At 42.1% G+C, this 25,423-nt stretch carries 24 protein-coding genes, 1 tRNA gene and 1 pseudogene; 14 read left to right on the top strand and 12 right to left on the bottom strand.

Translation table 11 applies throughout. The features are described 5' to 3' along the window. Positions 1-125: 125 nt before the first annotated feature. Positions 126-1,073 (bottom strand): type I phosphomannose isomerase catalytic subunit, encoded by a 948-nt coding sequence (locus tag QOL44_RS02765; RefSeq protein WP_009061122.1) that lies wholly within the window; start codon positions 1,071-1,073, stop codon positions 126-128. Between the two features lie 42 nt (positions 1,074-1,115). Between QOL44_RS02765 and QOL44_RS02760 the strand changes: the two genes are divergently transcribed. Then, the gene (locus QOL44_RS02760; RefSeq protein WP_244230921.1) at positions 1,116-2,315 is read left to right on the top strand and encodes a diflavin oxidoreductase; all 1,200 of its coding nucleotides are present in this window, start codon (positions 1,116-1,118) and stop codon (positions 2,313-2,315) included. Positions 2,316-2,346: 31 nt separating this feature from the next. Here QOL44_RS02760 and QOL44_RS02755 read toward each other — a convergent pair whose 3' ends face one another. Further along, the gene (locus QOL44_RS02755; RefSeq protein ID WP_009061124.1) at positions 2,347-3,909 is read right to left on the bottom strand and encodes a bifunctional ADP-dependent NAD(P)H-hydrate dehydratase/NAD(P)H-hydrate epimerase; all 1,563 of its coding nucleotides are present in this window, start codon (positions 3,907-3,909) and stop codon (positions 2,347-2,349) included. A 207-nt stretch (positions 3,910-4,116) separates the two neighbouring features. Between QOL44_RS02755 and QOL44_RS02750 the strand changes: the two genes are divergently transcribed. Next, a tRNA-His gene (locus tag QOL44_RS02750) sits at positions 4,117-4,189 on the top strand. 19 nt (positions 4,190-4,208) lie between these two features. Here the strand turns inward: QOL44_RS02750 and QOL44_RS02745 are convergent. Both QOL44_RS02745 and QOL44_RS02740 read right to left on the bottom strand, forming a co-directional pair. Further along, positions 4,209-5,204, bottom strand: coding sequence for an NAD(P)H-quinone oxidoreductase (locus QOL44_RS02745; protein ID WP_009061125.1), 996 nt, complete (start codon positions 5,202-5,204; stop codon positions 4,209-4,211). 44 nt (positions 5,205-5,248) lie between these two features. Continuing rightward, positions 5,249-5,698, bottom strand: coding sequence for an acyl-CoA thioesterase (locus QOL44_RS02740; RefSeq protein WP_009061126.1), 450 nt, complete (start codon positions 5,696-5,698; stop codon positions 5,249-5,251). 80 nt (positions 5,699-5,778) lie between these two features. Here QOL44_RS02740 and QOL44_RS02735 point away from each other — a divergent pair, with 80 nt between their 5' ends. Beyond that, positions 5,779-6,690 (top strand): YpsA SLOG family protein, encoded by a 912-nt coding sequence (locus tag QOL44_RS02735; protein WP_009061127.1) that lies wholly within the window; start codon positions 5,779-5,781, stop codon positions 6,688-6,690. A gap of 10 nt (positions 6,691-6,700) precedes the next feature. Here QOL44_RS02735 and QOL44_RS02730 read toward each other — a convergent pair whose 3' ends face one another. Then, positions 6,701-7,231, bottom strand: coding sequence for a hypothetical protein (locus tag QOL44_RS02730; protein WP_009061128.1), 531 nt, complete (start codon positions 7,229-7,231; stop codon positions 6,701-6,703). A 486-nt stretch (positions 7,232-7,717) separates the two neighbouring features. Further along, positions 7,718-9,079 carry an FAD-binding oxidoreductase gene (locus QOL44_RS02725; RefSeq protein ID WP_009061135.1) on the bottom strand — a complete coding sequence of 454 codons (1,362 nt, stop codon included), beginning with the start codon at positions 9,077-9,079 and terminating at the stop codon, positions 7,718-7,720. A 377-nt stretch (positions 9,080-9,456) separates the two neighbouring features. Between QOL44_RS02725 and QOL44_RS02720 the strand changes: the two genes are divergently transcribed. Further along, positions 9,457-9,936 carry a peroxiredoxin gene (locus QOL44_RS02720; RefSeq protein ID WP_009061137.1) on the top strand — a complete coding sequence of 160 codons (480 nt, stop codon included), beginning with the start codon at positions 9,457-9,459 and terminating at the stop codon, positions 9,934-9,936. After that, positions 9,933-11,480, top strand: a complete 1,548-nt coding sequence (locus QOL44_RS02715; RefSeq protein WP_009061139.1) for a lipase maturation factor family protein — start codon at positions 9,933-9,935, stop codon at positions 11,478-11,480. The genes QOL44_RS02720 and QOL44_RS02715 overlap by 4 nt, the downstream gene beginning before the upstream one ends. Positions 11,481-11,492: 12 nt before the next feature. Here the strand turns inward: QOL44_RS02715 and QOL44_RS02710 are convergent, their stop codons facing one another. The 4 genes from QOL44_RS02710 to QOL44_RS02695 form a co-directional block, all read right to left on the bottom strand. Further along, positions 11,493-12,116 (bottom strand): FMN-dependent NADH-azoreductase, encoded by a 624-nt coding sequence (locus tag QOL44_RS02710; protein ID WP_009061141.1) that lies wholly within the window; start codon positions 12,114-12,116, stop codon positions 11,493-11,495. A gap of 25 nt (positions 12,117-12,141) precedes the next feature. After that, the gene (locus tag QOL44_RS02705) at positions 12,142-12,462 is read right to left on the bottom strand and encodes a hypothetical protein (RefSeq protein WP_009061143.1); all 321 of its coding nucleotides are present in this window, start codon (positions 12,460-12,462) and stop codon (positions 12,142-12,144) included. A 6-nt stretch (positions 12,463-12,468) separates the two neighbouring features. Next, positions 12,469-13,452 (bottom strand): outer membrane protein, encoded by a 984-nt coding sequence (locus QOL44_RS02700; RefSeq protein ID WP_194281591.1) that lies wholly within the window; start codon positions 13,450-13,452, stop codon positions 12,469-12,471. A gap of 217 nt (positions 13,453-13,669) precedes the next feature. Then, positions 13,670-14,158, bottom strand: coding sequence for an Hsp20/alpha crystallin family protein (locus QOL44_RS02695; protein WP_009061147.1), 489 nt, complete (start codon positions 14,156-14,158; stop codon positions 13,670-13,672). 169 nt (positions 14,159-14,327) lie between these two features. Here QOL44_RS02695 and QOL44_RS02690 point away from each other — a divergent pair, with 169 nt between their 5' ends. The 5 genes from QOL44_RS02690 to QOL44_RS02670 all read left to right on the top strand — a co-directional run bounded on the left by QOL44_RS02690 (position 14,328) and on the right by QOL44_RS02670 (position 18,269). Then, positions 14,328-15,020, top strand: coding sequence for a VTT domain-containing protein (locus tag QOL44_RS02690; RefSeq protein ID WP_009061148.1), 693 nt, complete (start codon positions 14,328-14,330; stop codon positions 15,018-15,020). Positions 15,021-15,540: 520 nt separating this feature from the next. Beyond that, a complete protein-coding gene (locus QOL44_RS02685; RefSeq protein WP_166791625.1) occupies positions 15,541-15,678 on the top strand; it encodes a hypothetical protein in 138 nt (45 codons plus the stop codon). A gap of 157 nt (positions 15,679-15,835) precedes the next feature. Continuing rightward, positions 15,836-16,900 (top strand): M20/M25/M40 family metallo-hydrolase, encoded by a 1,065-nt coding sequence (locus QOL44_RS02680; RefSeq protein ID WP_009061154.1) that lies wholly within the window; start codon positions 15,836-15,838, stop codon positions 16,898-16,900. Positions 16,901-17,186: 286 nt separating this feature from the next. Next, positions 17,187-17,570, top strand: coding sequence for a VOC family protein (locus QOL44_RS02675; RefSeq protein ID WP_009061158.1), 384 nt, complete (start codon positions 17,187-17,189; stop codon positions 17,568-17,570). 21 nt (positions 17,571-17,591) lie between these two features. Beyond that, complete coding sequence (locus QOL44_RS02670) at positions 17,592-18,269, top strand: ribulose-phosphate 3-epimerase (RefSeq protein WP_009061159.1); 678 nt, start codon at positions 17,592-17,594, stop codon at positions 18,267-18,269. A gap of 75 nt (positions 18,270-18,344) precedes the next feature. Here QOL44_RS02670 and tnpA read toward each other — a convergent pair. After that, positions 18,345-18,760, bottom strand: a pseudogene (gene tnpA / locus QOL44_RS02665) (IS200/IS605 family transposase). Positions 18,761-18,808: 48 nt separating this feature from the next. Here tnpA and QOL44_RS02660 point away from each other — a divergent pair. Then, a complete protein-coding gene (locus QOL44_RS02660) occupies positions 18,809-20,311 on the top strand; it encodes an RNA-guided endonuclease InsQ/TnpB family protein (protein WP_079199624.1) in 1,503 nt (500 codons plus the stop codon). A 59-nt stretch (positions 20,312-20,370) separates the two neighbouring features. Here the strand turns inward: QOL44_RS02660 and QOL44_RS02655 are convergent, their stop codons facing one another. After that, positions 20,371-21,891, bottom strand: coding sequence for an aldehyde dehydrogenase family protein (locus QOL44_RS02655; RefSeq protein WP_009061166.1), 1,521 nt, complete (start codon positions 21,889-21,891; stop codon positions 20,371-20,373). A gap of 140 nt (positions 21,892-22,031) precedes the next feature. Between QOL44_RS02655 and QOL44_RS02650 the strand changes: the two genes are divergently transcribed. From QOL44_RS02650 to QOL44_RS02640, 3 genes are all read left to right on the top strand, one after another. Beyond that, a complete protein-coding gene (locus QOL44_RS02650) occupies positions 22,032-23,039 on the top strand; it encodes an alpha/beta fold hydrolase (RefSeq protein ID WP_009061168.1) in 1,008 nt (335 codons plus the stop codon). 42 nt (positions 23,040-23,081) lie between these two features. Continuing rightward, the gene (locus QOL44_RS02645; RefSeq protein WP_009061170.1) at positions 23,082-24,260 is read left to right on the top strand and encodes an FIST signal transduction protein; all 1,179 of its coding nucleotides are present in this window, start codon (positions 23,082-23,084) and stop codon (positions 24,258-24,260) included. Positions 24,261-24,997: 737 nt separating this feature from the next. Beyond that, positions 24,998-25,342: a hypothetical protein gene (locus tag QOL44_RS02640; protein ID WP_045086716.1), complete on the top strand. Its 345-nt coding sequence runs from the start codon at positions 24,998-25,000 to the stop codon at positions 25,340-25,342. Positions 25,343-25,423 lie beyond the last annotated feature (81 nt).

Genomic DNA, 25,423 nt, shown 5'->3' with positions numbered 1-25,423 from the left:
AGAATACCCACCCATTTTACCACATGATTTTTCTCTTAGACGCTTCTCACAAAAAAGATACGACAACACATAGTTAAAACCAACCAGATTAAAAACTAAAAGGATCGAACAAAAGGATTTTGTCTTTATTCCAGTGGAAAAGAAACGGCAATGAATTCATTTTTTGTCTCTAATCCAACCACCTCCAGTTTCCCATGGTTGGCGGAAACGAAGATACCTTGGCCTTTGTCATAAAGGATATCGCCGATAACAACTCTACCACCACAAAAAAAAAGATATAAAAAAGAGGCCCCATCTAGGTGGCAAGCGTAGGCCTGGCCAGCTTTAAGTTCAATTCTTTTGACAGCAAAGTAATTTTGCTCAACAGAAATTGCTTCTGGACTAAGAAGTTTTGGGTTATTGGGTTCCAGTGAGAGAGAAAGGACAGATTCCCAGTAATGGAGTTGCCTCAAAGAGCCATTCTCATTAGGTCTTTCCCAGTCGTAAATCCGAAAAGTTGTATCTGAATTATCCTGGATTTCTAAAATAAGATTTCCTTCTCCAATCGCATGGATCTGACCAGATTCTACTAAAATTCCATGAGAACTAAAGGTGGGAATATGATTTAGGTATTGAATAATAGCTTTTTTACCGATGAGTTCTTTTAGCAAATTGGGTGAGATTGCCTGTTTAAATCCTAGATATATAGAAGAGCCAGGAAGAGTAGCTAGGAAAAACCAAAATTCAGTTTTCTTCTCCCACCCATATTGGATTGCTACTTTTTCCCCAGGGTGCACCTGTATGCTTGTTGGTAATCGACAATCCAATATCTTCACGATCAAAGGGAAACGTGTCGTGGGTGGAGCGTTCCTTCCAAAAATCTCTTCTTTTTGGTTCACCCACAAATCATGCAGATTAAGCATTGAAGCATAAGGGCTTTTGAGAACACTAATTTCTTCAGCCCTATCTACTAACTGCCAGCTCTCTCCGACAAGTTGGAAGGACTCTGAATCCTTTCCAGCTACAAATTTGTTGAGCAATCCTCCTCCCCATATTTTTTTCTTGTATATAGGGTGAAATTGGAAAATACCCATGAGAATAAACAATGGTTGAATTAGATTAAAAAAATAAATAGATTGATTCTCTTAATTCCATTTTCATTTATGACGGACGCAAAAACAGAACAAGGAAAAAATAATATTATTAGTAGAAATAACCCTTATTTAGCTTCGATTAGAGAAAATATTTTACTGACGAAAGAAGGCTCTGAAAAAGAGACTAGACACATCGTCATCGATATTAAAGGCAGTGGGATAACCTATCAAGTGGGAGATTCTCTTGGAGTTTTCCCATCCAATCCTCCTTATATTGTCGAGAAGATTTTCCAGCTTCAGTCTCTTGATCCTGAAGAACTAGTAAACTATCAAAATACCAAAATTTCGCTTAGAGAGTTTCTTTCCAAACACGTTGTGCTGACTCGTGTTACAAAAAAATTCCTCCAGCTATTGAGCCAAAAAATATCTTCTGCTTCCCAACGAAAAAGATTAGAAGAGATTTTGGGGCAAGAAAAGGAACTAGAAGCCTATCTCTGGGGAAAAGATTACCTTGACTTCTTTGAAGAATATCCAGAAGTTTCTTTTAGCTCCAATGAACTAGTTGCTTCTTTGGGTCGAATGGTTCCTCGACTCTATTCAATAGCTTCTTCTCCTCTAATGTTTCCAGATGAAGTACACCTGACTGTTGCTGTGATCCGCTTCAAACTTTCAGGAAGGATGAGATATGGAAATGCCACCGGGTTTTTGAGCAGATTTGCAAAAATAGGGATAAAAGAAATTCCTGTGTATAATCAACCTGCTAAGCATTTTCATCTTCCCGAAGATCCTTCAGCTAACATTATCATGATCGGACCAGGTACAGGTATTGCTCCCTTTCGAGCGTTTCTCCAACACCGAATGATGGCAGGACATTGGGGAAAAAACTGGCTATTCTTTGGAGAGCAACACCAAAGCACTGATTTCCTCTATAAAGAAGAACTTCTCGACTGGCTGAAAAAAGGAGTATTAACAAAGTTAGATACGGCTTTTTCTAGAGATCAATCTTATAAAATTTATGTCCAGCATAGAATGAAGGAATCAGCAGCTGAACTTTGGCACTGGATCCAGAATGGAGCCTACATATATGTCTGCGGTGATGCAAAGCATATGGCCAAAGATGTGCATCAAAGTCTCATTGATATCGCTAGAGATACAGGAGGGATGTCCCAGGAAGAAGCCCAACATTATGTCAATGTAGTTCTTTCAAAGGAACAAAAAAGGTATCGCAAGGATGTTTATTGAGAGATTTTTTTCCGCTCGCTTTTCCTGAAGCTTAACGGGGATACAGAGCATAGGCAGTTTGAATTTCTTGCCATTGGCTTTTTTGGTCTAGCACCAACCGTAAATGCATCCGCATTTGTTCTAAAGCCGCCCCTATATTCTCTACAACATCTAAAGGGAGCAAACCCTCTTTTGTCCTTCTTTTTTCCGCTGCTATATCAGCAGCCTTCCCATGAATCCATACTCCACAGCGAGCGGCATCAAAGGAGTCCAAGCCTTGAGCAATCAATCCAGCAATAATCCCTAATAAGCTATCTCCAGAACCACCCGTAGAAAGTCCAGGATTCCCAGTTGTATTGAAAAACACCTCTTTTCCTTCTTGAGCTACTACCGTCCTAACTCCTTTCAAAACTAAGGTGATCTTTTTATCTTTTACAAAATTTCTCGCCACTTGTATTCTTTCTTCAGGAGAAAATTCCATTCTTAGAAGTCGACTCATTTCTCCTGGATGAGGAGTGAGCACAGCCCATTTTCTAATGAGCTGAAAAAAGTCTGGATTGCGTGCAAGCAAAGTCAAACAATCCGCATCAATGACTAGGGGTAGATCCAATGACATAAGCGTTTTGAAAAATATTTCTGATTTTTTTTCCAACCCAAATCCAGGGCCCATGGCAACAACTGTTGCTTTAGAAACTACCATCTCAAATAACTTAGCGTCATCGTAAGGAAATACCATGGATTCAGAAGGGGCCTTTGCAGCCACGAGCGGATAAACTTCCTGAGGCACTCCCACATTGACCAGTCCTGAACCTATACGAAGTGCTGCCTGCGCTGCCATCACCGGAGCTCCCGTAAAGCCAACAGAACCGCCAAGAATAAGCACTCGCCCATAACGGCCCTTATGCGTATTAGAATTTCTAAAAGGAAATAATTCGGCTAGCTCCCATCCCACTATAGATTCCAAGCCTGAACTGGGAGGCAGGGTATCAAAAATGGGGACAATTTCCACTCGGCCTGTAAAATCGGAAAGCTCCTCTCGAAAAAGGAAATCTTTACCGTAGCCAATACTTAGTGTTAAATCGGCAATAACGGCTAAAGAATTAGTTGTCGACTTCTCCCACAATCCTGAGGGACAATCAACGGCTATTGTTTGGAAAAAACAACGATTACGCTCTTCATTCAGTTCTTTGACAATCTGAGCTACTTCACCCTGCAATTCCCCTTTCACACCGATTCCAAGCAGACAATCCAACACATAATCCGCTTTCGTCCAGGGGACAGGATCTGGATAAACATACAAGGATAACTGAGGAAATGCGTGCAATAATTCCTCCAGCTTTTTTTTACATAAGCTTCCTAGTTTTTCTCTTTCAGCAGAGAGATAAACCGATACAGGCCATCCCCTTTTCAATAACTCTCTGGCAATCACCAACCCATCCCCCCCATTATTGCCTTTACCAACCAATACAAGAACCTGGCCCATGCGAGGATAATGCTGGAGAAAAAAACACGCAGCCATCCTGCCGGCTCTTTCCATCAAAACTTCAGCAGAAAGGCCATTGGCTATTGCTTCCTCTTCTAACCTCCTAATATTTGGAACATCTGTAATGATCATTTCTTATTGTCGAATGTTAAAAACTCAAATTTAGTGGTTGTTTAAAATATCAAACTTATTTTATTTTCAGTACTTCCTCCCCAAAGAGTGGATAAGGTTTAGGACAATGACAACATTAATTTTTTTTCATGGTATACAATTATTCGTGAAAAGTGCTTAAAAAAGATAAAAATATTATATAAGCTAAGTATACTCAAAAGAGACATGGCGGCCGTAGCTCAATTGGCAGAGCACCAGATTGTGGCTCTGGGTGTTGCGGGTTCAAGTCCCGTCGGTCGCCCAAAATAAGCCTTTTTATTCTACTTCTCTTCTCTTACCTTAAGTAGGATTTTCCCAAAATGTCTATTTTCTTCCATATACTTCAAAGCTTCCCTCAATTGATCCCACAGAAAAATGCGATCTATAATAGGCTTAAGCCGACCTTCTATAAAAAAAGGAAGTATTTTTTTCCTAAACTGTTGGGTTAAAAACATTTTTTCTTCTATAGGCCTTGCTCGAAGGGTGGAGCCAACGAGCGTTAATCTTTTTCGAAGGAGATGCATGAGTGAAATCTCTGTTTTTGATCCTCCCAACAGACCAAGGCTAAGAATCCTTCCTTTTTCTGCTGCAATTTGAAGAAATTGACTAAAACGTTCTCCTCCCACTAAATCGAAAATAATATCCATTCCCCTTCCCCCTGTTCTAGTCAAAGACCAATCAATTAGATCTGCTTGCTCTTCTGTAAACACATCAATAGCTCCAATTTTGAGAAGCTTTTCTTTCTTAGCTGGAGATCTCACCATCCCAAAGACTTTAAGGTTTTTTAGATTAGCCAGAGCTAATGCAGAAAGACCAACGCTACTCCCAGCAGCTGAAATCAATAGCGTTTCGTTTTCCTTTGCCTCTGCCCGATATTCTAACCCATCCCAGGCCGTAAAAAAAGATTCGGATATAGCGGCCGCTTCCACAAAAGATAGTTTTCCATCAATGGGTAACAAGAACCTTTCATGAACAACAACTTCTGTAGAAAAAGCACCGCCAATGAGTAAGCCAAACACCGGATCACCTTCTTTCCAACCTTCCACTCCTTCCCCAATCTCACAAATCCTTCCAGAAAATTCTAATCCTGGAATCTCAAAAGAAGCCGGAGGCCCAGGTTGAGGATAGAGTCCATAAAGTTGAAGAAGATCGGCTCTATTGATGCCCGCATAATAAACATCCACTTTTAATTCGGCTCTTCCAGGTTTGAGCGAAGGCAGTTCCCGCATTTGCAAAGTTCTTTTTCCATTTTCTTTTTCAATAACCCAAGCAATCATTTTTTCTGTAGCTTTCCAGGTTGAAATCCAAAATAACCACTACCTTAGCTATTTTCCGTCTTTCTCCCAACTAACCAAGGATAAGCTTGAGCCCAATTTAATGGAATTGGCGAGGGTTTTCTTTCAGGAAGCTTGATACAAGCAAGGATTTGTCGGCATTCAGCAAGTAAACTACCCGAAGGACTTTCCTTTCTTAATTCGAAGTCAATCTGAAACCGCACCCTTTCTATTCGACTAAGCCTTGAAATGATACTGATAATATCCCCAAGTCTGGCAGGGGATTTATAAACAATTTCGGTTTTGATGACTACAGGGACCAACCCTGTCTTTTCCATCTCTTTCAATGGCCAACCAAGCCGTTCAGCTAGTTCAGAACGGGCGATCTCTACAAAACGCAAATAAGCAATGTTATGGATAAGTCCACAAGAATCAGTATCAAAAAAAAAGGTCTTGATTTTTGATTCGCATTCAGGAAGCTCAGGTAGTACTGGCATCGGTGGATAGAAATTAAAATGTTTTTACTTCATTTTTTTTTACTTCATTTTAGTACATTTTTCACTCAAAAACTAAAACAATGATCAGAAAAATTGTCTCGGGCGGGCAAACAGGAGCCGATAGGGCTGCCTTGGATTGGGCGATTGCCAATGGAATACCCCATGGAGGATGGTGTCCCAAAGGAAGATTATCGGAAGCAGGTATCATTCCTGATAAATACCAGCTTTCGGAAGCTCCCACTCCAAGCTATACATTGAGAACCGCATGGAATGTTTGGGATTCAGATGCTACCTTGATCGTCACATTAAAACCGTCTCTTACGGAAGGATCTTTAGCGACTCAACAATTTGCAGTAACTTTTGGAAAACCTTGGCTCCACATTAACGAAACGACTCCAGAGATAGAAACCGAAGTCAAAAAATTTTTGTCTTCTCATTCTATCGAAATACTTAATGTTGCAGGTTCCAGAGAAAGCAAAGAAAAAGGAATCTATGATTTTTGCTATAAAGTTCTTGATCAAGGGATTGATATTGAAAGAAAACCTGATTCTTTTTTTCAGCCTCCCTATTATGGATTGTGTCCACCATCAACTTTTCAACCAAGAAATAAAACCGATCTTTCCTCCATTTCTCAAGATATCATTAGGTTAGAGAAGATCCAAGTGGATGCATGGATTGGGGTTCCAGAAGAAGAAAGAAGGAATAAACAAAAACTCCTTGTTTCTGTTGATCTTTATATAGATCCCCTGGTGACTCGGAAAGCTTATGATACAGATGAATTATCCGCCACGCTAGATTACGCTACTGTCAAAGAAACCATAGAAACTATAACCAGTAGCAAACCTAGAAAACTCATCGAATCCCTTGCCGAAGAGATCGCTATACAATTACTTCTCCATCCTTTGGTTTCAGGACTGACTGTAAAAGTCTCAAAGTTTCCCTTCTCTAATGTAGCCGAAGTTTCTTTTATATTACAAAGAAAGAAAAATTAACTGAAAATGCTTAAATAAAGCCTTCTTGTCGAAAATCCTGAATGTTTTTTGTAACTGATACACGTACCCAATCAATAAGAAATTTAAGTAAAGCCACTTCCCAAAGTTCCTCTTCCCCTTTCAGAAGGAGAGAGAGAGGATCCCCTTCTTTAATCATCCTTTCTTTGAGCTTAGCGCACACTTCTTCCGAAGAGCCTTTTATTTCATTAAAACTGACATCATCCTTTTTAAAGGAAAATCCATAACGCAAAAAAGAAACATTGCTTCGCGGTGCATTTTGCAATAGCCATTCAGCGTATTCTTGGGCCTCCTTTCCAAAACCTTCCAATGTCAATTTAGCAAACTGTGGGGAAGTAATTATTTTAGGCCTTTCGGCTTCCAATTTTCCTTCTCTAACAAAACAGACATCAACCCTATCCAAATCTTCCGTGACGAGTTGATAGTTTATAAGAGTTGTTCCAAAAGTCGATACAACTCGTCTTGGTGGCAAAATAATCTTCGTATTTTCTAGAGCGTATAGAAAAGCATCTTGAAAATTCATAATTCAACCTATTTTATCTAGCAAAACATCAACCTAAGAAAAACATAAAATAATGTTTTGCAAAAGGAAACTCAAGTCGTGACACTCTCAACCCGCTAAAGCGGGTGAGTTTCTAGCTAGCACGCAGGGCTTGTGGGCGGTTCCCGTAGGGAACCCGCCGGCGAACCGGCGGCGCTTGAGGCCATGCTTCAGCTAGACAACGTTGGCCCGTGTCCAGGCTACTACTCCTTACCAACCACCAGCTATTCATTCCGGTGGTCTGTCTCTTTTCCAAAACTGGGTTGTAGATACGTTTAATATTTAAAACCCCATATCTCAGGGCATCACTAATTAGTGATGGCCGCATCAGGACATCAGATCTTATGATGAAGCACACGATGCGGACTTAGTATTAGATTAACTTTTTGTCGTATTCAGTCAATATCTAGTTTAGCGCTCTCATCCCAATCCCCTATAGGAGATGGATATTCCCGTGCCGTTTATAAATTAAACAAATTTTCCAGGATTTAAAATGCCTTTGGGATCCAATGCCTTTTTAATCTTTTCGTGAAGCAATCGGGTTTGTTGACTGACAGCTTTATTCCACCATGGCAATTTAGCTATGCCAATCCCATGCTCTCCTGTAATAGATCCATTCCATAATATTACCGAATCAAACAGAACATTCAAGGCCTCTTCAGCCTTGTCACGATTCTCTTTTTTTGACCAATCGACCATCAGATTGACATGTATATTTCCATCCCCTGCATGACCAAAACAAGCAACAATCAATCCATAGTGCCTTTGAAGATGTTCCCCTAGGCTTATTAAATCGGCCAGTCGGCTACGCGGAACAGTAACATCTTCGTTGAGTTTGGTTAGTCCACTGGCTTTAAGAGACATTGAAAAGAGACGGCGCGACTCCCACAATTTTTCACACGCCTCTTCCCCCACTGCCCTTGTCAGTTCCTTTGGTTGAAATTCCCGCAATATTTTCTCAAAAAACTCGATATCAGAATGGACTGCCCCAATACTACCATCAGTTTCCAATAAAATATGGGCATCGAAAGGAGGAATTTCTCCTTTAGTAAATTCTCTTGCGCACTGAAGGGTAAATCTATCAGCAATTTCCAGAGCTGCGGGAAGAACCCCAGAAGATAAAATTTTGTTCACGCACAAGATTGCCTGATCCATCCGTTCAAAATAAGCGGATAGACAGGCTTTCAGTGGAGGGAAAGGAAGCAGTTTAAGAGTAATTTCAGTGACTAGCCCCAGCATCCCTTCGGAGCCAACAAAGAGGCTCGTCAAATCGAAGCCAGTTTTATTCTTAATCGTCCTCCCCCCCACTTTGGCTACCGATCCATCGGAAAGCACCACCTCAAGGCCTAAGATGTAATTTCGAGTAACTCCGTATTTAAGACATCGGGGCCCTCCAGCGTTCGTCGCTACATTTCCGCCAATGGTACATTCCATCACACTGGCAGGATCAGGGGGATAAAAAAGACCCATCTCTTTTACTTTTGCCTGTAGGACTCCCGTGATAACTCCAGGCTCAACAACAGCTACTCCATCTATTGGATGTATCTCTTTGACTCGGTTCATCTTCTCAAAAGAAACAACCACTCCCCCTTTTACTGGAACAGCTCCTCCTACATAGCCTCTCCCTCCACCTCTAGCTGTCACATAAATACCTCGAGAGAAAGCAAACTGCATCAAGGCAACAACATCTTCTTTTGATTCAGGAAAAAAAACACCATCTGGAGCTCTCGATAAAAGCCAAGCATCTGTAGCATACTTGCTTAGTTTTTCCTCACTGGTTGAAAACTTATCAGGAAAAAGCCGATGTAATTCCTCAGTCCATAATTCCATTGAAAACTCCTTTTTTCTTTAATTCTCTAAACTTAATATTACTTACTCTCCTTATTCAGTCCGTTGATTTGTCCGCTCTCCATTAAAAAGAAGACAGGAGGTCGTAAGAAGCTAACCTTTGGTTTTTCCTTTGATTGCATTACGGGCTTTTTTTCCTTTTGTGCCTTTTGTCTATCGTCTCCTTTTAAGAACATTATACACTAATAGTGACAGAGGAGAGCTTATGTTTTTCCTCTAAACACATACAGGACACGCTATAAAGTTCTTTGAGTGATATAGCATCTATTTTTCAATTCCTCTAGGCTTAAAAACCGTGGCTTTCTTAAAATTTTTCAGTAAATAAAAAACTATGTCACTATGACCCTGTTTCCTTAACAATGAAAAAAAACAAGAGAATAGGACTTGAAGTGGGCTCGCCCATTCCCGATGTTTGGGCATTTGATCCTGAAGGCAATCCAATGTCAGTAAGAGAGCTTTGTTCCAAAGGATTGGTTTTGCTATACTTTTTCCCAAAAGCTAACACTCCTGGTTGCACTATCCAAGCCTGTAATCTGCGGGATCATTTAGCGGATCTACAGAAAGCAAATGTTCAGGTTATTGGAATAAGCAGGGACAAACCCTCAGTACAAAAAAAATTTATTCAAAACAATCGGCTCAATTTTATGCTGCTTTGCGACCCAAGCGGAGAGGTTTGCAAGGAATTTGCTATTCCTCGTTTCTTTGGAATGCCCAAACGCCTTTCCTTTTTGATTAAAGATGGCAAAGTGTTATGGCGTGATTGCCACCCCAACATTTGGAATACAGCTGCAGAAGTTCTGGAAGCAATTAAAGCAAGCAATTTCTGGCCAAAAGATTGAAAATCCTACCTTTTAACTTCAAAAAACTCCAATCCACTCCAAATCCCTTAGCCCTATGGCTATTTTTTCGTGCGCTTTCCTTTATCTATTTCATTGCTTTTTTTTCCCTTTCTTTTCAAATTCTTGGATTAGTAGGAGAAGGAGGGATCCTTCCAGCTTCCCCATTCCTGCATTATGTTCAAGATCAAATAGGCTGGCGAAGATTTTTTTTAGTTCCTACCCTATTCTGGATTATCCCTCCAACCGATCCCATTCTTTATGCTGGAACTTTCCTTGGAATGTTTTTGGCTGTTCTTCTTTTTTTCAATATAGCTCCAGCTCTTGTATCTCTATTTCTTTGGTCTCTTTATCTGTCTTATGTATCAGTGGGACAGATTTTTTTTAATTTCCAATGGGATGGTCTCCTTTTGGAATGTGGACTCCTTTCCATTTTATCATCGCCATGGAAACTTCATCCTGGCTTTAAGGAATTAACTTTCCCACCCTCTTGGGCAACTTTTATCTTCCGTTGGCTGCTTTTCCGGCTGATGCTTCTTTCTGGGATCGTTAAATTAGAAAGCCATGATCCAACATGGCGAGCCTTAACGGCTCTAAAATACCACTATGAAACAGAACCCTTGCCTACCCCCCTTGCTTGGTACTTTTACCACTTCCCCATGTGGTTTCATGAAACCACCACCTTTATTGTCCTATTCATCGAACTGGTTGTACCCTTCGCTATTTTTATGGGCCGACTAGGTAGAACAGTGAGTTTCATCCTTTTTTCTCTCTTGCAACTACTTATTATTCTCACTGGCAATCATGCCTTTTTTAACTGGATTACTTTAGCCTTAGGATTTGTCTTGTTAGATGATAGCTTTTTAAAAAAGATTCTTCCTTTCTTCTCCAAATCCCCTCCAATGCCTTGTCCAAAACTTCAGAAGAAATTCTCATTTTTTCTTATTCTTCCTGTTTTTTTAGTCAGTGTTCTGCTTTTTTTAGAATCCTTTTCTTTTCCGTATCCACAATGGACTGTAAAGCTTCTTAGCTCCTTTTCAGCTCTACGATCGATCAACAATTATGGAGCCTTTGCAATTATGACAACAAGAAGACCGGAAATAATTATAGAAGGGAGTACCGACGGCATCGAATGGAAAGAATTCCCCTTTTGCTGGAAACCTTCTGACCCTCATAAGGCGCCTGTATTTATCTCTCCCTTCCATCCAAGATTAGACTGGCAAATGTGGTTTGCCGCTTTAAGTACACCAAAGGAAAACCCTTGGTTTGCTTCTCTTCTGTCCTGCTTGCTTCACGGTAAGAAAGAGGTCATCAAACTTTTCAAAGCCAACCCCTTCCCCTTCTCTCCTCCAAAATATGTCCGAGCTCTTATCTATATCTACGAATATAGCTCTTGGTCAGAAAAAAAAGAGAAAGGACTCTGGTGGAATAGAACTCTTTATGGGTTGTATTTTCCTCCTGCTTCTTTAATAGTTAACCCTCAAAACCAAGAAGCCAGGGGTATCCCCCCTTCCACTCAATGGCAAGTAAGCATTTTTGAGAATTAATAAAACATGCTCCTAAAAAGTCGCAGCAGCATTCTTTGCCTCAATCATTGCCTTTTCCAAAAGCGCTTCTCTTTTTTCAAAAAGAGTGCCTTCAACAATTATTTGCTGAATATCTGTAATTCCAATAAATCCCAGGATTAATTTCACATAAGGAAGCTGAAAATCGTATTTTTGAAATTCAGTTCCTTCTGGATAATTCCCACCTCTAGAACATATTAAGCATGCCTTTTTCCCAACTACCAACCCTTTGTAGCCCTCTTGCGGAGTATAAGAAAAAGTATAAGTGGGCTGCACAAAAATATCTATATAATGCTTAAGTCTGTAGGGAATAGCAAAATTCCACATAGGGAAAGAAAACACATATTTATCGAAGGAAATAAAGTGGGCAATAATTTCTTCTACTTCACTCCATGCATTTTTTTGTTCAGGAGTATGTTCCAAGCCATGAAAAATGGCATATTTGCTTTGAAGAATATAGCCATCAAAAGAAGGAAGGGCTTTGGTCCAAAGATCCAATGTTTCTATGGAGTCTGTTGGGTGATTTGCCTTGTACTCCTCAAGAAATACTTTCGCCGCCGCTATAGAAAAAGATCTATCTTTTCGAGGTGAAGCTTCAATATAAAGAATTTTAGCCATTCTGTTTCTTTCCTCTCTACTTTTGTTATCGAGTGGTATTAGGTATTGTTTTGTTTCTATTCGGTGAAGGCCGAGAAAGGTTTTTTGAAGATCGTTTTAGGTTCCTTACTGGAGTGTTTTTTTCAGATGTAGGCAAAAATATGCGAACATACGGCTTTTGAGCAGTGTAATATAGATTGGTTGCCACCACACAATAGGAATACCCATAAGGATCAGTAGGACCATAAGGGAAAGTGGGATATTTAGCGTCGAAATGCTTACCCATCAAAGGCAAGGCAATAAGTTTTTCAGCTATACATAGTGGAAGGAATAGTCCAGCGACTAAGAGAAGAAAGAGTTTGTTCATAAAAATTTAAAATTTATATCTTAAGCCTCCAAGCACCAAATTGGCTTCGAATTGATCAAAATGCGTATTGATTGTAGTACCAGAGCCGAAAACAGTAGAATTTCCAGCGTAGGAAAAGTTTGAACCTCCTATCCAAACGAACCGATATTCAACAATAAAACTTAACCGATCCGTAATCCATCTTTCAACCCCAGCAATACCCTGGACTGCCGCGGCCCCTGATGAAGTGTCTATGCCTTTCCCAAAAAGATTTTTCCCTGCAAAATTCCCTTTGGATCCTATCCCAGCAATAGAGGACTCCCACATATAAGCTCCCCCAATGCCTACTCCAAAATTGATGATGAGAATGGGCGTATAGACTTTGAGAATGCCATCGACAAAGAATAGTCCAGAGTTAAAATTGTCTTTAAAGGCAATGTTGCCAGCCACTCCATTCAACTGAGAAGCCGCAGCAGTCACACCCATATAATAGCCGTCAAACTGAACGGATGGGCTCCAATAGAAGCTACCGCTCGTTCCCATAGCTTCCTTGGGAAATTCATAACCGACTTCAATCCCTCCAACCCCATTGACTATTCCTCCTCGTGGATTAAAGGTAGCCAGACCAACAGGAGAGGGATACAATGAATACCCATAATTTCCTGGTGCAGAAAAAGCGCCACCTCCAAAAACTCCAGCATATAAGCCAGTCTTCAAAGAAAAAGGGGCTTGTTGTTGAAGAGCCTTTTCATCTTTCAGATTCTTTTCCAAATTATTTTTCTCTTTAGGAAAGCCATTTTCGCTGATTGGATCATTTGCAGTAATGGAACTATCCCCCTCGATAGATTGATTTTTAGGATAGTTTGTAGGGCCAGCAGTTAAATCTGGTTTTTCCTCAGTATATTCATCTCCGCTTTCTGCTTTCAGAGGCGAAGCCCATGCTACTAATCCCACTAGCAGAATCCACAAGTTAGTTTGAAGGCGTAAAGCCTTGGCTCGTAAGTGTGTCATTGGCATCCAACGTTAAACAATTAATGGCTCTGAATCTTTTGCTAGCATCATTGTACAGAAGCTGTCAATGGTTTTCTAAAATTATTTGTGCTTATTTTTGTGCTTGTCCCTCCACTTCTCCTGAACGAGAAAGTATTGAAAAAAACCACCAAAGGAAATATATAAAAAAAACCGGCAAACAGTTTTTTGCCGGTTTCTAGAATAGCAAACAAACTTTTTAACTCACCTTCACTTCAACAGTCTTTGGCTGTGCTTTCTCACCTTTTGGCATATGGAGATAAAGCACCCCATCTTTGAACTCCGCAGATATTTTGTCTTCTTCAACACCCTCAGGCAACTCGAAGCTTCTACTGAAAGCTCCGTAAGCCCTTTCTACTCTAATATATCTTTTCTTTTTATCCTTTTCTTCTCTTTCTATCTTTCTTTCTCCAGATACAGTCAAAATGTTATTTTGAATCGATACCTTGACTTCTTCTTTTTTGACTCCAGGAAGGTCCATTTTTACCAAGAACTCCTTGTCATCTTCTGTAATATCTGTATAAGGACGCCATTCGCTCAGTTCAAACGGTTCAATCTCTTCTGAAGAAAGCAATTCAAGAGGTCGTTCAAAAAGGGAAGCCATCTTTCGCCTCATTTCTTCTATTTCCTTAAAGGGATCCCAAATCGAAGGTTGGAACAAACCTCTTTTGGTCAGTAGATCAGCCATAACACCTCCTTTTTTAATTGATTTTTAATTTGGAGAATGCCTCTATATAATTGTTATTGATTTTTAATTTTTTGTCAAGCCATTCACAATGAAGGAGTAATTAAAATATTTTATATATTATGCTTGAAAAAATTCTTAAGCATAGGAAAACTTATTCCCATTCTTTTTAATGACTGTTCTATTGGATTTTCTTTTCCATTGGGATCATTATTTACAACTAATAGTTTTAAACCATAAAGACTGGATCTATCCCTTGCTCTTTCTCATTATTTTTTGTGAAACGGGCTTAGTATTAACGCCTTTTTTACCAGGAGACTCCTTAGTTTTTACTCTTGGAATTTTTGCTGCCAAAGGCTGGCTCAATCTCTACACGTTGTTTTTTATGTTGACACTAGCAGCTATTGGTGGAGACAGTCTCAATTACCTTTTTGGTAACAAATTTGGAAAATTATTTTATTCTTGCTCAGAATCCTTTTTCATAAAAAAGGAACATATTCAAAAAACCGAAGATTTTTTTAGTAAATATGGAGCCAAAGCGATTTTTTTATCACGGTTTATCCCCATCATTCGAACTTTTACTCCATTTATTGCTGGTATAGGGTCTATGGCTTACAGCCGCTTTCTTTTCTTTAATATTTTTGGTGGACTCTGCTGGATTGGACTTTTCCTTGGAACTGGTTATTTCCTAGGTAATCAACCCATAATTAAAAATCATTTTAAAGCCTTTATCTACCTCATTATCTTTCTTTCCCTTTTCCCCTTACTCATCGAGAGGATAAAATCCAAGCTTTACACTAAAACCAATCTAGCAGTTGAAAATTTCAGTAAAAAAAGAAACGCAGATAACATGAAAATGGAATGACAAAGAAAAGCGTAAAGAATAGTTATTGATATTGCCATGCTATTCTAGTTATAAATAGACATGGCGAACCTATATTCGCCGAAGAAATTTGGAGCGCTGATCGGTTGGAGCGTAAACAGGCTGTAGCAAAAGGCAGCAAGAAGAGGTATTGGCTGCCTAACCGATTCGGGCAACCCGGCGGTATTACCCCCATGAGGACTCATTGCGGGTAATTGCCAAAAGGCGATGAGAGCGCGAATACAAAAGCCTCCAGCACCGGACAAAAGAAGGATATGAAGGAGCAGCAGGAGCAGCGCTGGAAAGGTTTTACCTGACCCAAGGCAAGACGGTGGAGGAACGGCTGTAGGATTGAAAGCAGCGAACTAAACTACTAGAGAAAGAATTTCCTCACCTCTGATGGATATGAGGGAATGGGGCAAGATCTCCGAGCCTCATGGTCGTCCACAGGACTGGCTAGTCCGGTTCGCCTTCGGATGGCCCCTAGAAGTTTTGCTAATCCTATGAAACCAAAATCCCCGTCATGAATGGGCAAATCCCTCTCTTGCGCAGGAAGAGATGCCAAGAAGTTCCTTTCGATCCTTCCCTGCTTTCCTACGCCCTCTTTTCGGTTTGTGCCAATATAAAAAAAAAGACGAGAGGCTATGGAGAAAGCTGGTGAATCCAGATAAGACAAGGCGACAAACGATCCCGAGCAGAAAGCCTAATGCTCAACCGGAAGCAGCAAAAAGAACGTACTCGGGTAAATCGTAAGAAGGTAAGAATATGTTTTTAGGAATAGAAATCATTCTTTCAACTTTATAACCAAAGAAAAACTTATGAAAAAAGAATCCTTTGATTTTCTCTGTGCCCTTTTAAAAAGTCCCAGCCCATCCGGTTGGGAAAGTCCAGCTCAACAAATATGGATTGACTATGTAAAGAGGTATGCCCATCGATTAGATAAAGATGCCTATGGGAATGCTGTGGCCTATTTAAATCCAGAAGGCAACCCTAAGATTTTAGTTAATGGACACATTGATGAAATTGCCTTTCAAATCCAATATATCGATGACTCCGGGTTTCTCTACTTTGCTCCAGTTGGAGGGCCAGATCCCAAACTTGCTAAAGGGAGGAAAGTAAACATTTATCATGAGGGCAACTCTATCCCTGGGGTAATCGGGACGCTTGCCATTCATATGCAAGAAAAAGAAACGCAAGAAAAACCTCCCAAATGGAGTGAACTTTTTATTGATATTGGAGCATCCAGCAAAGATGAAGCTCTGCAGTATGTACAGATTGGAGATTGGGCCCTTTATGATAGCAGTTTTTTCCCTCTCCTCAACGATATTTGGATAGCAAGAGGATGTGACGACAAAGTCGGGGCTTTTGCTGCCGCAGAAGTCTTAAGGCTCTGTTACGAAGAGAAAGTTTCTGGTCCTTGTATCATAGCAGCTTCGACAATACAAGAAGAAAATGGACTCTACGGGGCAAGTATGATCGGTTATTCAGTCCATCCCGATATTGCCATTGTCTTTGATGTAGGCCATGCCACTGATATTCCGATTGTCGACAAAAAGAAATTCGGCGATATTCGACTCGGAAAAGGTCCCATATTAAGCCATGGGAGCATCAATCATCCAGGAGTAGTTAAGACTTTAGATAAACTGGCCCATCAATTGGGTATAACTCATCAGCATAGCATCGATCCTAGACGCTCAGGAACGGATGCAGACGCTTTATTTATTCAAAAAGGAGGCATTCCTAGCTGTGTAATCGGAATTCCTAATAGATATATGCATAGCCCAACAGAAGCTTTCCATTTAAAGGATTTGGAAACGGCTGCTTTTTGGGTTTCTTGTTTCTGCAAAGAAATCAAAAGCAAGGATGATATCCTGTATATTTAAACCTCTACGAAAAACTTCTTCTAATGGTTTGTTTTAAAACATTTAAGACAAAAAAATATTTTTTCCCAAAAATTTTTTGTCTTTATCTCTTAAAAAATAGAGGCTATTTATTAAGAAAAAGGCTGTATTGTTTCATTATAAATCCAGCTAGCAAAGGAAACAATCACAGCTGAATGTGGACTGATTAGAGAGACTTTGAGTTGTCCCTTAAAACTATTGAGTGGGTGACTATTATCCCTCTCTTTAACTACAATAGGCAACATTGTAGTTCATTGGCCAGATAGTTATGAAAGCATCCAAACTTCTCCATACTCGCTTGAGGGTAAACAATATCGAAGAGTCAATCAAGTTTTTTACTACTGTACTGGGAATGGAAGTAGTCAGAAAGACGCAATCTCCAAGGGGATCTATTTTAGCCTTTTTAAAACTTCCCGGAAGTGACGAGGAGATCGAACTTTGTTATTATCCTGGAAGTGGAAAAGTCAATGTTCCCCCAGATTTGATGCATCTAGCATTTGAGGTTAAAAATCTAGAACAATTTAGAGAGCATTGTTCAAAATTAGGATACCAGTTTTCCGATGGTCCAACTGTTACCTCTAATGGTACAAAATTTGCGTTTATTGACCATCCAGATGGTTATGAAATAGAGCTGATTGAACGTAACCAATAACAAAACTTAAGTAAAAAAATTATGCTGCAACCAATTCGTCTCTCAATCAATATCGGAATAAATCCTTTTCAACTACCCAAGGAGATACAAAAAGCCGAAATCATGAGATGTAATTCGATTCATGTGGATGTAATGGATGGTCATTTTGTCCCTAATCTTTCTATAGGTCCAGATTTTATTGCTGCTTTGCGATCAATGACAGATTTGCCAATTGAAGTTCATCTCCTTATTCAACAACCGGATCGTTTTGCAAGAGATTTTATTGAAGCTGGTGCTGATCTCCTCATTGTCCACCTGGAGTCTCACCATGATATACAAAAAACGATTAATTTAATTCGAGGTCTTGGTTGCCGTTGTGGTCTAGCACTCAATCCACTGACTCTTTTTGAAAAGAGCATCAAGTATCTCCCTCAGCTCCAAGCCATTCTCTTTCTTATAAGTAATTTTCCGCCTAAAATACACCCATTTCAGCCAGAAAAGCTCTCTAAAATAAGAAAAGCCAAGGAATTTCGCGAAAAGAACAATCTCAATTTTGAAATACAAGTAGAAGGCGGATTATCCGCTCAAACTATTCCTTCAACAGTGATTGCAGGAGCTAATACCCTTGTCTTAGAAAGCTCTTTTTTTACCGAAGAGCTTTCAGTCCAAACCCTCTCCGAAATTCTCAAAGGTATAGACGAAGCCTCCGCCGGCGGATGATATTTGAAAAACTACCCTCTCTGGCGGCCAGTGCTCCAGCCAGAGCCTTGGGCTTGGCTGGTGGTGAAGGCCGCCCTATTCCGGCGTTTCTTGCCGTTCGATGTACTGTTTGGGGACGGTTAATGGGGCGCCCCCGCACGTGATAACGCAGTAGGAACGGCTCCAAAGAACTGCCTTACGATAGAAACGGGCGACCGTTGTGGCAAACTCTCTGCGGAGAAGCCTGGAAGAAGTTGTCTTGAGATTGTTCAGGAAGCGGCTGAGTCCAAGATTTGGTGGCAACGCAACCAGCAAGTGAACGTGGTCAGATTCTCCGTTGCACTCAAGCAGCTGTCCGCCCCATCCCTCCCAGCTCATTTCCGCAATAGCACGCACCGGTCAAGCATGGGGCGGGTGAGCGCCTTGCGGCGGTATTTTGTGACAAGAACTAAATGGTAGTGCAGCGCGTAAACGCAGTGATGCAGAAGGTGCAAACGCACTTGACCTGTCATTACACTAAATGATAGACCATATTGCTGGCCACTGTCCAGCGTCGCCTCATGATGATCGCATCACCCGCTGGTCTTCCCGTTCTGGGCCCGGTCGAGCGCAAGGTCACCTACCGGCTCTATCCATCCAAGACCGTCCGGGATGAGCTTTTCCGGACGCGCTGGGTCCATTGCTTCCTCTGGAACCTAGCTTTGGAGGAGCGCAGGCGGGCGTGGAAGGAGGAAAAGCGGCGCATCGGTTTCGTCGAGCAGTGCCGATGGCTCACCGAGCTCCGTTCCCGCAGCGCGCTTCTCGCCTCGATCAACGCTCAATCCGCCCAGGTAACGCTCAAGAGGTTGGATCTCGCCTTTCAGGCGTTCTTCCGCCGCGTCCGGCAAGGCGAAAAGCCGGGATGCCCGCGTTTCAAGCAGGCAGGGCGATTCAGCGGTTTCGGCTTCAAGCAGCACGAAGGAGACTGGCGGCTGCTCGCCAGAGAGCGAAGCGCTCACCTGAAGCTTCGTCTCTCCGGCATCGGGGAGATCCCGATCCGGGGCAAGGCCCGTACTCCCAGGGAACCCAGGACATGCGAGATCTTTCTTTCCGGCGGCCGATGGCATGCGTCGGTCACGATGCGCTGCCGGCCGGCGCGGGAGCATGGCTGTGGAGCCGAGGCTTTCGACCTGGGCACGGAGCGGTTCCTGACCAGCGCCAGGTTGGAGCCGGGAAAGAGCGAGCCGGACGTTTCCGAGGTCGCCAATCCGCGCCATCTGCGCAAGGCGCTTAAGAAGCTCAGGAAGCTCGGACGGACGATCTCCCGCAAGATGGAGGCGGCGATCCGCAAGCACGGGAAACGGAAGGGATTTCGCATTTCCAAGAGGTTGCGCAAGCAGTACGAGCTGCTCGCCCGGATGCACGCCAAGGTGGCGAACGTCAGGAAGGATTTCCTGCACAAGCAGAGCGCCGCGATGGTGAGACGCAGCGGACTGTTGATCACGGAGGAGCTGGAGCCGAAAAGGATGACGGCTTCGGCCCGGGGCAGCCGGGAAAATCCCGGGAAACGTGTGCGGCAAAAAGCCGGGCTGAATCGAGAGATATTGGACGCATCGTTCGGAGCTTTCGGGGCGATGGTCGGATACAAAGCGGAAGAGGCTGGTATCGGATACCTGGAAGCACAGGCGAGGACGTTGAAGCCAAGCCAGAGATGCCACCGATGCGGCGGCGTCGTGAAAAAGACCCTCGGCGACCGGTGGCATGGGTGCGCATGCGGAGCGTCCTGCCATCGGGACGAGAACTCGGCGCTCGGGCTTCTCGACTGGGGCTTGGCGAAATGGGAGAAGGACCACGGCTTCGCCTTTCCGGGGCCGAAGGTCGTTGTATGCGGAAAGGAATGGACGGGAACCGATCCATGCGTGGAGCGGGAAGCTCTGGCCGGATGGAACCTCGCTGCGGGCTGGAAGTCCGCGAGCCGAGCATACTCCGGTGAAACTGCCCGCAGGGAAGCGCGAAACTCCATCCCAGAGCCCTCAGGCTTGGATGGAGTAGTTCATTGTTTCTTTTTAAAGAGTTCTTTTTAAAGAGTTTTTTTCATGCGGAATGGGAAAATATTCCCATTCCGCATGATGAAATGGTAGATTCAAATCTGGATACAAACTGACTTTGTCTCTAGATAATTTTCAAGCACTGCATGCCCCATCTCTCTACCCCATCCAGATTGTTTATAACCACCAAAAGGCAAGGCGGCATCAAACACATTATAACAGTTGATCCATACCGTACCTGCCTTCAGTTTAGAGGCAAGCCGATGGGCTTTTGAAATATCATTTGTCCATATGCCAGCAGCCAAGCCATAGATTGTCTGATTAGCGACTGGAGCTATCTCATCGACACCTTCAAAGGGCATCGCACAGACCACAGGCCCGAATATCTCTTCATTCACAATTTTCATGTCAGAATGAACGCCACTAAAGATCGTCGGTTGAATAAAATATCCCCGCTCCCCGTATCGATTGCCTCCAGTGATCACTCTGCCTCCTTCACTAATCCCAGACCGAATATAGGAGGATACTCTATCAAATTGTTCTTGCGAGACAAGCGGCCCCATTTGAGTTGCTGGATCCAATCCAGGACCTAGGCGGATTTTCTTTGCCTCCTCGCTCACTCCTTCGACCACCTTATCAAACACTTTTTTCTCTACATACAGTCTGCTTCCTGCGCAACAGCACTGTCCATGGTTGAAAAAGATAGCAGACGCCGCTCCAGGGATAGCAGTAGATAAATCCGCATCAGAAAAAACAATGTTAGGGGATTTCCCACCTAGCTCCAAGCTAACCTTTTTCAAATTGGAAGCTGCTGCCTTCACAATGATTTTACCCACTTCTGTAGAACCGGTAAAAGCAACTTTATCGATGTCCATATGACTAGCTATCGCCGCTCCCGCCGTTTCTCCAAAACCGGGCAAAATATTGACGACACCATCAGGGAAACCTGCCTGTTGAATCAGTTCTCCTAACCACAAAGCAGATAAAGGAGTCTGTTCAGCTGGTTTCAGGACGATTGTACACCCTGTCGCAAGCGCTGGTCCTAATTTCCAGGCAGCCATTAATAAGGGAAAGTTCCATGGAATAATCTGGCCAACCACTCCAATAGGCTCTCTTATTGTATAAGAAACAAATGTTTCTGGCTTAGCCAACGAAAAGGGGATGGTGTTACCTTCTATTTTTGTAGCCCATCCAGCCATATAACGGAATAGATCGATAGATAATGGGAGATCTGCAACTTTAGCAACAGCCATCGGTTTCCCGTTGTCAAGCGACTCTATTTGGGCTAATTCTTCAAGATTTTCCTCGATCAAATCTGCCAGCTTCCATATCAATTTCCCTCTGTCCGAAGGGGTCATCTTAGCCCACGGTCCCTTTTCAAAAGCCTCTCTAGCAGCCTTCACTGCCTTGTCCACATCCTCCTTATCTGCTTCGGCCACGTGTGCCAAGATTTCTCCAGTTGCCGGATCGTAGGTCGGGAAGGTTTTGCCAGAAACCGCATCCACCCATTTACCCCCAATAAAAAGCTTCTTGGGCATCTTCAAAAAATTCTGAACCTTTGGTAAAAGAGTATATAAAGTCGATTGCGATTTTTCAGAAAAAGTCTCTGTTAACATAAATCCCTCCTTAAGGAGATTTGAACATTATTTTTTGTATCCGTAAAATAAAAAAATTTTATCGTTAAAATCCTTGAGCCAATCAAAATTTTCTGGTATCTGCTACAAGTTTCATTTCCATATTAACAATAAACCAAGAATTGAAAAGTTTTCTCTCACATCTTGTTGATGGAATTTCCATTTGCATTTTTAACTTACTTCAGAAGCCCTATGGACTTCCTCCTAATTTTCCATCTCAACTTTGCTCTTACATTGATAGTTGGAGGGAAGCTTCTTTTAAAGAATACTATAATCCTGACTCTCGATACGAAAATAAAATCACTTCTTATATCGCCAATGCCATTCATCGACAGGATCAATTAACTTTTCCAAGCTTCGTCCGAAGCCCTCACTCTTTCTCCAATTATGCTACTTTCGAACTTTTCCCTTCCAAAAAAGGGTGGCATCAGGCTCCTACAATGATCTTGCTTCATGGCCTCTTGTCCCTTTCTTTAAAGGGCTATATAAAATGGGTCCGCTGGCTTAACAACAAAGGATGGAATGGAGTCATCATGCATCTGCCCTATCATTTTCAGAGAAAACCCGCCTCCTTCAGTTTGTTTAGTCCTTCCTGCGTTCAACCAAATATTATTCATACCATGGAGACCCTAAGACAATCTGTTATAGACCTCTATATCTTTACAAAAGGCCTTTATTTGATGGGATCTCCCATGATTGGCGCCTGGGGAATCAGTTATGGAGGTTGGACAATTACCCAAGCTGCTTCTCTTGAAAAGACATTTCACAAACTGATATTGGTGGAACCGCTACTTAATATTCAGCATGTCATATGGGGCTCGCCAATTGGGAAAGAGATCAGAAGAAAATTAAAACGTCTTGGAATTTCGCATTCAGAAACTGAACCACATCTCCGGCTTGCTTGTCCTAGTTTTTCTATCCCTAAAGTCAGAGGAGATAATATACTCATTGTTGGCGGTCAATTCGATCCAATCAGTCCCCCTTGGATACTAAAAAAGATTCAGGAAAAATGGGAGGCAAAGCATCTTTATATTTTACCTGTAGGCCATCTCAATTATAGCTTAACTCCAGAAAGTTTTAAGCTTGCATCAAAATGTTGGAAAGATGATTTTTCCATTGATGATCATTGACAAGAGATTAGAAAAGCTAATGATACATTAGAGAGAGTGCCAATGCATGCAGTAAGTAGTACATATAATGGGCCCCTCGAAGAAAAGAGAATCATTCAACTGGTCTCTCATCTTCGATCAGAATTAGCAGTAGAACCATCTATTGGGCTCTCTTTTGCCTGGGCCGGCTATACAAAATCCGATCTGAATTGCTTCGAAGAACTTTCAGATATATTGACTATTTATGGTCATCTAAAAGAACTCATTCTTATTGCCAGCTCTGGTATTGTGGGCCAAGGGATAGAAAACGAAGGGCAGGCTTCTTTTTCATTGATGCTTCTTCATCACGAAGCTTTAAAAGTTCAAGGAATTCCAATCGATACCCAACTGATTGATTCTCTAGAGATTGTTGATAACTGGAAATCTATCGTTTCTTTTGACCCCTCTCAAATCAAAGGTTTTGCCGTCTTCAGCGAACCAAACTTCCCAATCGAAAGATTTCTTAAATATTTAAATCAAGCTTACCCCAATATTCCAGCTTGGGGTGGAATTCCCAATGGAAAAGAAAATGAGCCTTGTATCTACTACAATCGCAAGCCTATTTCTGGATGTCTCCTTGTTCCGCTTGCTGGTGATATTCAACTTGATGTAATCGTTTCTCAAGCCTGTCGGCCTATTGGTGAGCCTTATATGATCACCAACGCCGAACAAAACATTCTCTATACCCTAGGTCGAAAAACTGCTTATCAGGCTTTGGCTAAGGCTTTCGATTCTTTATCAGAAAAAGAACGGCTTGCTGTTCAAGGACATCTGTTTATCGGGCTAGCTGTTTCAGAATACCTTGAGGAATTCAAGCAAGGTGATTTCATCATTCGTAACATTTTGGGCGCTGATCCTTCTACTGGGGCTATAGCTATTGGGGCATTAGCGAGAATTGGCCAGACCGTTCAATACCAATTAAGGGACCCCGCCTCCGCTACTCTTTCCCTTCAAAAAGTGCTTGAAGAAGAAAAACTAAAAGTAGCTTCTAGGAAAGTTGCTCCTTATGCTGTTTTACAAGCGATTTGTACTGGAAGAGGTAAAAACCTCTTTGGGCCATCTGCCAATGTGGACGCTAAAAGTGTGCAAGACTATTTTCCAGGTATTCCTCAAGCAGGATTTTTTGCCAACGGCGAAATAGGGCCTTCCTGGGGAATGAATTTTCTTCACGGCTATTCAACATCAATCGCTTTTCTAACCTAAGAAAGAGTAAAGAATAGTTATCGACGTTGCGATGCCAAAATAGTTAAAAGTATGTATGACGAACATCTATTCGCCGAAGAAGTTTGGCGCGCTGATTGGTCGGAGCGTTAACAGGCGATAGCGAAAGCCGGCGGTAAGGGAAGGCGCCTTCCAAACGGACTTAGGCAAATCGGCGATACTACACCCATTAGGACCACCTGCGGAGGATTGGCCAAAAGACAACGAGAGCATCGCACAATCGCCTTCGCTATCCAACAGGAGAAGGACTAGTCTATTATTCTGACCTGGATCGTTTCGCGAAAAGCCTCTCACGATCGCAAAGAGCGTGATTGGATAGAATCGTATGGATACAAAAACCTAAGCGGGTTGCCGGTAAGAATGTGGAAGCTAGCCCTCAAAGATGGCTAGGAAGCGATCAAGCAGTAGGTGGTAGCCTCTTCTGAGAAGATCAGTTCAAAGATCCGGCGCTGTTAGGCATAGACAGAAGAAGCAAAGCGATCGGCTTTTTGGATATTCCACTCCTTGCAGTGGCTTGTTGCTGTGTTAGAAAAAAGAGAGTCGTCCGCTTCTACATTTCACATCACAAAAGAGAGGCAAGCTGCCATCCTTTTTAGGTTGTGAAAGGACTTGTAAAAGGAAATTTGTATGCCGCCAAGAGAGAAGAAAGTGCACTCGATTCTATTCGATGAATCTATATTTCGGAGTTTGAAGAGAAGGGAAAGCAGTATATCTCTCTCATGACTCTTAAAGGTGGGAAAAGGATAGTCATTCCCCTAGCCGGGAAGTTGAAGATTCGGGGAATGATTTATCTTGTTTTAAAGGAAAAGAAGGCGGTCATTTCCTACGTAGCACCCCTAAAAGTTCCGAAGCGGTTAGATGGGGAAATAGTTGGGATCGATATGGGACTTTCAGAAGCGTTCACCGATGACAAAGGGAAGAAGTATGGGAAAGGGGTTGGTAAGGTATTAGCTAAGTTATCTAAGCAGTATACAGAGAAAGGAAGGAAACGACAGAAGCTTCAGTCATATGTAAGAAGACAAAAGACAAAGCAAAAGCAAGGGGCGTTGGCAAGAATAATTTAGGAAGGGAAAAGCTAGCAGAGAGACTCCATAAAGTGCCAGCAGAGATAGAAAGCAGGGTGACTCTACAAGCCTGCGCAAACT

The organism is Candidatus Methylacidiphilum fumarolicum, from assembly GCF_949774925.1.
Taxonomy (GTDB): Bacteria; Verrucomicrobiota; Verrucomicrobiia; order Methylacidiphilales; family Methylacidiphilaceae; genus Methylacidiphilum; species Methylacidiphilum fumarolicum.
The sequence above is the reverse complement of the archived record's forward strand: the minus strand, read 5'-3'. Positions and strand labels throughout refer to the sequence as shown.